The organism is Actinophytocola sp. (assembly GCF_036402745.1).
Classification (GTDB): Bacteria; Actinomycetota; Actinomycetes; order Mycobacteriales; family Pseudonocardiaceae; genus Actinophytocola.
This window is the reverse complement of sequence record NZ_DASWSJ010000292.1, coordinates 1-7,905: the sequence shown is the minus strand read 5'-3', so window position 1 is coordinate 7,905 and position 7,905 is coordinate 1. Positions and strand designations below refer to the sequence as shown.

The 7,905-nt window shown below is 72.6% G+C and carries 7 protein-coding genes and 1 pseudogene; 1 reads left to right on the top strand and 7 read right to left on the bottom strand.

Going from position 1 to position 7,905, the window contains the following annotated elements; translation table 11 throughout:
- The coding region (locus VGD70_RS27495) for a DUF805 domain-containing protein (RefSeq protein WP_331086321.1) at positions 1-298 on the top strand (298 nt) is incomplete at its 5' end.
- Positions 299-315: 17 nt separating this feature from the next.
- On the opposite strand, the gene VGD70_RS27490 is transcribed toward VGD70_RS27495, so the two are convergent.
- The 7 genes and pseudogenes from VGD70_RS27490 to VGD70_RS27460 form a co-directional block, all read right to left on the bottom strand.
- Complete coding sequence (locus tag VGD70_RS27490) at positions 316-861, bottom strand: hypothetical protein (RefSeq protein ID WP_331086319.1); 546 nt, start codon at positions 859-861, stop codon at positions 316-318.
- On the bottom strand, positions 858-1,619 hold the full coding sequence (locus VGD70_RS27485; RefSeq protein WP_331086317.1) for a hypothetical protein: 762 nt from the start codon (positions 1,617-1,619) through the stop codon (positions 858-860). Before VGD70_RS27485 ends, VGD70_RS27490 begins: the two co-directional genes overlap by 4 nt.
- A 32-nt stretch (positions 1,620-1,651) precedes the next feature.
- Positions 1,652-1,825 (bottom strand): annotated as a pseudogene (locus VGD70_RS27480) (flavodoxin-dependent (E)-4-hydroxy-3-methylbut-2-enyl-diphosphate synthase); the annotation flags it as partial.
- Positions 1,816-3,564 carry a 1-deoxy-D-xylulose-5-phosphate synthase gene (locus VGD70_RS27475; protein WP_331086315.1) on the bottom strand — a complete coding sequence of 583 codons (1,749 nt, stop codon included), beginning with the start codon at positions 3,562-3,564 and terminating at the stop codon, positions 1,816-1,818. The pseudogene VGD70_RS27480 and the gene VGD70_RS27475, both read right to left, overlap by 10 nt.
- Before the next feature lie 96 nt (positions 3,565-3,660).
- Positions 3,661-4,713 carry a family 2 encapsulin nanocompartment cargo protein polyprenyl transferase gene (locus VGD70_RS27470; protein ID WP_331086313.1) on the bottom strand — a complete coding sequence of 351 codons (1,053 nt, stop codon included), beginning with the start codon at positions 4,711-4,713 and terminating at the stop codon, positions 3,661-3,663.
- Between the two features lies 1 nt (position 4,714).
- Positions 4,715-6,121, bottom strand: a complete 1,407-nt coding sequence (locus tag VGD70_RS27465) for a family 2B encapsulin nanocompartment shell protein (RefSeq protein ID WP_331086311.1) — start codon at positions 6,119-6,121, stop codon at positions 4,715-4,717.
- Between the two features lies 1 nt (position 6,122).
- Complete coding sequence (locus tag VGD70_RS27460; protein WP_331086309.1) at positions 6,123-7,544, bottom strand: family 2B encapsulin nanocompartment shell protein; 1,422 nt, start codon at positions 7,542-7,544, stop codon at positions 6,123-6,125.
- Positions 7,545-7,905 lie beyond the last annotated feature (361 nt).

Sequence of the window (7,905 nt, the reverse complement as noted above, 5' to 3'; positions counted from 1 at the left end):
CCGGGGCCGGGCGTCCCGGGCCGAGTTCTGGTACTTCGTGCTCTTCTGCCTCGGCGTGTTCCTGGTCGCCGGCCTGGCCGGGGCGGCCATCGGCGGTGAGGAGTGGGCGTCCGGTTTCTTCGCCGGCGCCTACGTCCTGCTGCTGGTCCCGTGGGTGGCCGCCGGCATGCGGCGGCTCCACGACACCGGCCGCGGCGGCGGCTGGTGCTTCCTGCTGTTCTCGATGATCGGGATGTTGGTCGTGCTGGTCCTGTGGACCGAGCCCGGCCAGCCGCAGCCGAACAGGTTCGGCCCCTGACCCCGCGCCCCGGCTGATCAGCGGCGGCGGGCGCCCCGGGCCGCGGCGGCGCCGGCGGCCAGGACCACGATGGCCGCCGTCAGGGCCCAGCGGCGTTTCTCCTCCGTCTCCGGGCGGACGCCGGTGGCCGCGACCACCGGCTTCTCCCGCCGCCGCAGAGTGGGCTGGGGCGGGGCCGGAACCTGGGGCTCGGCGGGCGGCGGTGGCGGCGGTGGTGGGGGTGGCGGGACGGCCCGCGGTGGCGGCGGCGGGGTGGGGACCGGCGCCGGGGGCGGCGCGGGTGTCTCGACGGGAACCGTGGGGACCGGCGGGGGCGGGACCGGGGGCGGCGCCGGAGGTGGTGGCGCTGGGGATGGTGCTGGGGGTGGCGGTGGGGGAGCCGACGTCGGGTGAGTCGGCCACGGGCGGGGTGGCGGCGGCCGGCCGGCGAGCGGGGCCGGGTCGGCGATGGCGCCGGGCGGGGTGCCGGTCTGGCCGGGTGGGGTGCCGGACGCGGGCAGGGCCACCGTCACCGCCGCGACCGCTGCCAGCACCGTGGCGGCCGGGACGGCTAATCGGCTCACCGCAGGCGGTCCAGTGCGGACACGAAGGCGGCGGGCTCGATCTCGGCGCCGCCGCTGTAAGGGTTCTGCAGCTGCTGGGTCGCGAACAGCAGCAAGGTCATCGTCGCCGCGAGGGTCGACACGATGAGAATGTGGGCGAGTGGGCGGGGACCGCCGAACATCAGGGGCAGCGCCAGCGACATCGCCGCGCCGGCCACCAGCGCGAACCACACGACCGAGCTCACGCCGCCGCCGGTCGCCGTGTTCAGCCGGTCCTGCCGCGCCTGGTAGGCCCCCCAGAGCTGCTGCGACGCCTCGGACTTCTGGTCGATCGTCCACGCGTCGGTGGCCGGCGCCGCGGCCACCAGCCTGCGTAACTTCGATAACTCGTCCCAGCCCCGGTCGCCGACGCCCTGCCCCTCGCGCATCCGCGGCCATTCCTCGTTGATCACTGTGCCGGCGTACGCCCTGGCCTCGTCGGTGATCCGGGCGCGCACCGGCGCGGGTAAGGACTCCGCGGCCCACACCGCCGCCACCACGCTGTCCGCCTCCGCGTACGAGCCGTCCTCGGCGGCGCCGGCCCCGTCGAACAACGAGATCAGCACGAAGGCCACCAGGACCGCCTGGATGCCGCCGACCAGGGTGAAGACCTGGCCGGCCGCCTCGTTGTTCTCCACGGTGCCGTCGGTCGCGCCGATGCGCCGGATGAGGTACACCGCGAGCGCGGCCACGAGGGCCACGCCGGCCACCCACAGGAGGCCGCTGACATAGATGTTCATCTGTGTTCCCGGGGTTAGGAGGTGGGGTCGGATCAGTCCCGCCGCAAAGCCTCCGCGAGCGGCGGCTCGACGAGCTGGCTCTCCGGCACGGTCTTGACCACCTTGCCGCGCACGAAGATCTGCCCCTTGCCGTCGCCCGAGGACACCCCCAGCCCGGCCTCGCGCGCCTCCCCCGGACCGTCGACCACGCAGCCCATCACCGCGATCCCACCCCCGCCCGCAACCTGGCGAGTCGCTTGAGGACGGTCGTGGCGATCCCGTGCGCGTCCAGGCCGTGCGCGCGCAGGATCTCCTCGCGACCCGCGTGCGGAAGGAAAGCGTTCGGCAGCGCGAACGTGGCCACGCAGGCCGGCTCGCCGGTGGCGGCGAGCGCCTGGGCCAGCCGGCCGCCGAGCGCGCCGGTCACCGTCGTGTCCTCGACCGCCAGCACCAGGCGGTGCGCGGCGGACAGCTTCAGCAGGCACGGATCCAGTGGCGCTGTCCATTGTGGATCGACGACGGTGACCGGCACGTCATGGGTGGCGAGCTCCTCGGCCGCGGCGAGGCATGCCCCGGCGAGCGGGCCGACCGCCACGAGCAGCACCTCCGCGTCCGGGTGCTCGAGCAGGATGTCGCAGCCGCCGAGCGTGCGCACCGCGGGGATGTCGGGCCCGGCGGTGGCCTTCGGGTAACGGACCACGGTCGGCGCGTCCGATATGGACACCGCGGCCCGGAGCAGCGAGCGCAGCGACGCGGGGTCGCGCGGCGCGGCGATCCGCAGGCCGGGGACGACCGGCAGCACCGACGCGTCCCACATGCCGTGGTGGCTCGCGCCGTCCGGCCCGGTGACCCCGGCCCGGTCCAGCACGAACGTCACGCCGAGCCGGTGCAGCGCGACGTCCATCAGCACCTGGTCGAACGCGCGGGACAGGAACGTCGCGTAGATCGCGACCACCGGGTGCAGGCCGCCGATCGCGAGTCCCGCGGCCGAGGTGACCGCGTGCTGCTCGGCGATGCCGACGTCGAACACCCGGTCCGGGAACCGCTCGGCGAACGGGCCGAGCCCGGCGGGCAGCGTCATCGCCGCGGTGAGGCAGACGACGTCCGGCCGCTGCGCGCCGATCTCCGCGATCTCCGCGGCGAACACCGACGTCCACGACGCGCCGGGACCGCCGACCGCGTCGACCGCGTGCATCCGGTCGGCGTCGTCGTGCTCGGCGGGTGGGTGGCCCTTGCCCTTGGTGGTGACGCAGTGCACGACCACCGGCCGGCCGAGCCCGCGCGCAGCGGTGAGGACCCGCTCGAGCGAGGCGAGGTCGTGCCCGTCGACCGGGCCGAGGTAGGCGAAGCCCAGGTCCTTGAACAGGTTGCCCAGCGGCGCCGGGCCACGCAGCTCGCGGAGGTGCGCGGCCAGCGCGCCGACGGTGGGCGCGTAGGAGCGGGTGTTGTCGTTGAGCACCACGACCACCGGCCGCTCCGGCGCGTCGCCGAGGTTGTTGAGCGCCTCCCAGCACATGCCGCCGGTGAGCGCGCCGTCGCCGACGACGGCCACCACCCGCCGCTCCGCCCCACGCAACGCGAACGCCTTGGCCAGACCGTCCGCATAGGACAGCGCGGTCGAGGCGTGCGAGTTCTCCACGACGTCGTGCGGCGACTCGGCCCGGGACGGGTAGCCCGACACCCCGCCCGCCTGGCGCAGCGCGGTGAAGTCGCCCTGCCGGCCGGTGAGCAGCTTGTGCACGTAGGTCTGGTGGCCGGTGTCGAACAGCAGCACGTCGCGCGGCGAGTCGAAGACCCGGTGCAGCGCCAGGGTCAGCTCGACCGCGCCCAGGTTCGGGCCGAGGTGGCCGCCGGTGCGGCCCACCCGGTCGACGAGGAACGCCCGGATCTCCGCCGCGAGGCGCCCAAGCTCCGAAGTGGACAGTCCGGCGAGGTCGGCGGGCCCGGCGATGTCGGCGAGCGTCATGCCGGCCGCACCTCCCGGAACGAGCGGGCGAGTGGGGCGTGGCGCGCGGGAGGAGTACGGGGGACCGGGGACGGCATTGCGGAGGACCTCCTGCGGTCAGTGGTCGCGGCGGGTCACCAGGCGGGCCAGCGCCACCAGCTCGGCGGCCGCCGGCCCGTGGTCGACGGTGTCGAGCTGGTGCAGCGCACGCACCAGTAGGTCGTCGGCCGTGGCCTTGCTCCAGGCCCGGCCACCCGCCGCCTCGACCAGGGCGGCGGCGCGGACGAGGTCGTCGCCGGCCAGCGGGGCCGCGCCGCGGTAGAGCGCCGCCAGCTCCCGGCCGGCCGCCGTGTCCGACGCCAGCGCGGACACCACCGGCAGGGACTTCTTGCGGCTGCGCAGGTCGGAGAACACGGGCTTGCCGGTGACCGAGGGGTCGCCCCAGATGCCGAGCAGGTCGTCCACGTGCTGGAAGGCGAGGCCGAGGTGCTCGCCGAAGGTCCGCAGCCGCTGCACCCGGGCGGCGTCCGCACCGCCGAACAACGCGCCGAGCGCGCACGCGCAGCCGATCAGCGCGGCCGTCTTGTTGGCGGCCATGCCCTCGCACTCGACCAGCTCGACGGTGTTCCGCCGCTCGAAGGACATGTCCGCGCTCTGCCCCTCGACGAGGTCCTGCACCGCCGCGGCCAGCATCCGCATGCCCCGCCCCGACGCCGGATGCCCGCTGGTGGCGAGGACGTCCAGCGCCAGGGTGAGCAGCGCGTCACCCGCCAGGATCGCCGCGCCGATCCCGAACAGGCGCCACGCGGTCGGGCGGTGCCGGCGGGTCTCGTCGCCGTCCATCACGTCGTCGTGCAGCAGCGAGAAGTTGTGCACCAGTTCCACCGCCACCGCGGCCGGCACCGACTCGCGCGGCGACCCACCGGCGGCCGCGGCCGAGAGCAGCACCAGCGCCGGGCGCAGCGCCTTGCCCGGTGGCGCGGACGTCGGGCCGCCGTGCTCGTCCCACCAGCCGAGGTGGTAGCCGGCGACCCGGCGCATCGACGCGGGCAGCGTGTCCACCGCCGCCCGCAGTGCCGGGTCGACCAGGGCACGGCTCCACGCGAGGGTCTCGCGGGCCGGCTCCCGGGCATCGGACAGCTCCGGCGCGGCCGTGTTCCGTGCCGGCATCTCAGCGCCCGATCTCGACGTGCTCGAGGACCCCGAGCGCGTCCGGCACGAGGACCGCGGCGGAGAAGTACGCGCTGATCAGGTAGGAGATGACCGCCTTGTCGTCGATGCCCATGAACCGCACGTTCATGCTCGGCGAGACCTCGTCGTCGATGCCGGTCTCGTGCAGGCCGATCACGCCCTGGTCCTCCTCGCCGGTGCGCAGCACGAGGATCGAGCTGAGGTGGCCGTCGGTGACCGGGAGCTTGTCGCACGGCAGGATCGGCACCCCGCGCCACGACTGGACGGCCGTGCCCTCCAGCTCGATGTTGGCCGGGTAGATCGAGCGCTTCGTGCACTCCCGGCGGAACGCGGCGATCGTGCGCGGGTGGGCGAGGAAGAACTTCGACTTGCGCCGCCGGGACAGCAGCTCGTCGAGGTCGTCCGGGGTGGGCGGGCCGGTCCGGGTGAACACCCGCTGCTTGAGGTCGGCGTTGTGCAGCAGGCCGAACTCGCGGTTGTTGACCAGCTCGTCCTCCTGGCGCTCGCGCAGCGCCTCGACGGTGAGCCGGACCTGCTGCTCGGTCTGGTTCATCGGGTCGTTGTAGAGGTCGGCGACCCGGGTGTGGACCTTCAGCAGCGTCTGCACGACCGAGAGCTCGTACTCGCGGGGCGCCAGCTCGTAGTCGGCGAACGTCGCGGGCAGCTCGAACTCGCCCGCGTGCCCCGAGGCCAGGTCGATCGCCGCCTCACCCTGCTTGTTCTGCGCACCGACCGGCTTCGCGAGCTCGGCCTCGATGTGCGCCCGCAGGGTGTCCGACTGCCCGTTCAGCTGCTGGAACGACGGCCTGCCCAGCACGAGCAGGGTGCCCGGGGTGAGTGCGGTGAGGGTGAAGCCCCACGTGTGCTCGCCGCCGGCCAGCACCTCGTCGCCGACGTGCGCGCCGTCGGCGAGCACGTCCAGTACGACCGGCTCGCCGTACTCGCCGGTGCCGAGCTTCCGCACCTTTCCGTGCGCCAGCAGGAAGAGCTGGTCCGCCGGCTGTCCTTTCTCGACGATCACCTCGCCCGGCTCGACCTGCCGCTGCTCGAACCGCTGGGCCAGCGCGGTGAGCGCCGCGTCGTCGGTGAAGTCGCGCAGCAGCGGCAGCTCACGCAGCTCCGCGGGCACGACCTGGACCGCGTCGCCGACGTTGACGAACGACAGCCGCCCGTCGCCGATCGCGAGGTTGAGCCTGCGGTTGACCCGGTAGCTGCCGCCCTTCGCGTCCACCCAGGGCAGCATCTTCAGCAGCCACCGCGGGGTGACGCCGCGCATCTGCGGCACGGACTTGGTCGTGGTGGTCAGGTTGCGTGCCGCGGTGGTGCTGAGGCTGGCGCGCACGGTCGGGTCCACCGTCGTGTCCACCGTCGTGTCCACAGTGGTCACGTCAGCCCTCCCGGCCGAGCTCGACGTTCTCCAGCACTCCCAGTGCGTCCGGCACCAGGACTGCCGCCGAGTAGTACGCGCTGACCAGGTAGGACACGATGGCCTTCGGGCTGATCCCCATGAACCGCACGGACAGGCTCGGCTGGTACTCGTCGGGGATGCCGGTCTGGTGCAGGCCGATGACCCCCTGCTGCTGCTCACCGACGCGCATCAGCATGATCGAGCTGGTGCGCGTGTCCGAGATGCCGATCTTGTTGCAGGGGAACAGGGGGATGCCGCGCCAGGCCGGCACCCGGTTGCCGTTGAGGTCGACGGTCTCGGGGTAGATGCCGCGCTTGGAGCACTCCCTGCCGAACGCGGCGATCGTGCGCGGGTGGGCGAGGAAGAAGGCCGGGTTCTTCCAGACGACGGCGAGCAGCTCGTCCAGGTCGTCGGGGGTCGGCGGGCCGTTCCTGGTGTGGAGGCGGTGGCCCAGGTCGGCGTTGGCGAGCAGGCCGAACTCCCGGTTGTTGACCAGCTCGTGCTCCTGGCGCTCGCGCAGCGCCTCGATCGTGAGCCGCAGCTGCTGCTCGACCTGGTCCATCGGCTCGTTGTAGAGGTCGGAGACCCGGCTGTGCACGCGCAGGACCGTCTGCGCGACGGACAGCTCGTACTCGCGCGGGCCCAGCTCGTAGTCGACGAACGTACCGGGCAGGTCGGGCTCGCCGCTGTGCCCGGAGGCCAGCTCGATCGCGGCCTCGCCGTGCGGGTTGCGCGCCGCCGACTGTCCGTCCCGGAACGCCTGGAGCTGCGCGCGGAGCGTCTCGGACCGCTCGAGCAGCTCGTCGAAGCCCTGCTGCGGGAGCGTCAGCACGGTGACCGGGGTGACCGCCCTGACCGTGTACTCCCACCTGCTCGCCGGGTCGGCGAGGGTCTCCGCGCCGAAGTGGTCGCCGTTCGCCAGCACGCCGAGCACGGTCTCGTCGCCGTAGTGCCCGGGCCCGATCTTGTTGACCTTTCCGTGCGCGATCAGGAATGCCTCGTTGGACTCGTGTCCGAACTCGACGATGACGTCGCCGGGCTGGTATTCCCGTTGCTCGAAGCGATCCGCCAGGGCGGTGAGCACGTCCTCGTCGTCGAATCCGCGCAGGATAGGCAGTTCGCCCAGTTCGGCCGGAATTACGCGAATTTCCGAGCCGGTGTTCGCGAACGTCACGCGACCGTCGCCGACGGCGTAGGTGAGCCTGCGGTTGACCCGGTAGGTGCCGCCGGACACCTGCACCCACGGCAGCATGCGCAGCAACCAGCGCGACGAGATGCCCTGCATCTGCGGGACGGACTTCTTCGTCGTCGCAAGGTTTCTCGCGGCCGTCGTCGCCAGGCTCTGCTGCTGTTCGGCATCGTTCGTCTCGAGTCCGGGCGCAACGGGGTCGGTCACCGTCACAACGCACACCACCTATCGCTGTCGTATCGAGGAAGGGTGTTTCTCGGAATTTCTCGAAGGTCCGAATAAATGTGAGAATATGTCGACCGCAGCGAAGTTATCACTCGAGATCTCCGGCGGCACAGTCCCCCAAGAGAGTGATGGCAACCGGTGGGAACGCATTGCGAGCACAACGATTCAACCACTCGTTTCGGTGGAAAGTCGTCGACTGTGTGTAGCGCCGCCGAGCGGGCTGCTCCACTTGGGGAACATGTGCGGCAAGTGGGTGGTCGGGCTCCTGAACCGAGGGAGGCGCCGTCACCGGAGTGGACCAGCGGAGGTCTACTGTCGGTCGGTCAATCCCGTTTTCCTAACGGCCCGA

What these genes read in the sequence shown, in the direction of transcription:
- VGD70_RS27470 (WP_331086313.1), bottom strand. Translation starts at nt 4,713, where the DNA reads ATGCCGGCACGGAACACGGCCGCGCCGGAGCTGTCCGATGCCCGGGAG.
- VGD70_RS27485 (WP_331086317.1), bottom strand. Translation starts at nt 1,619, where the DNA reads ATGAACATCTATGTCAGCGGCCTCCTGTGGGTGGCCGGCGTGGCCCTC.
- VGD70_RS27475 (WP_331086315.1), bottom strand. Translation starts at nt 3,564, where the DNA reads ATGACGCTCGCCGACATCGCCGGGCCCGCCGACCTCGCCGGACTGTCC.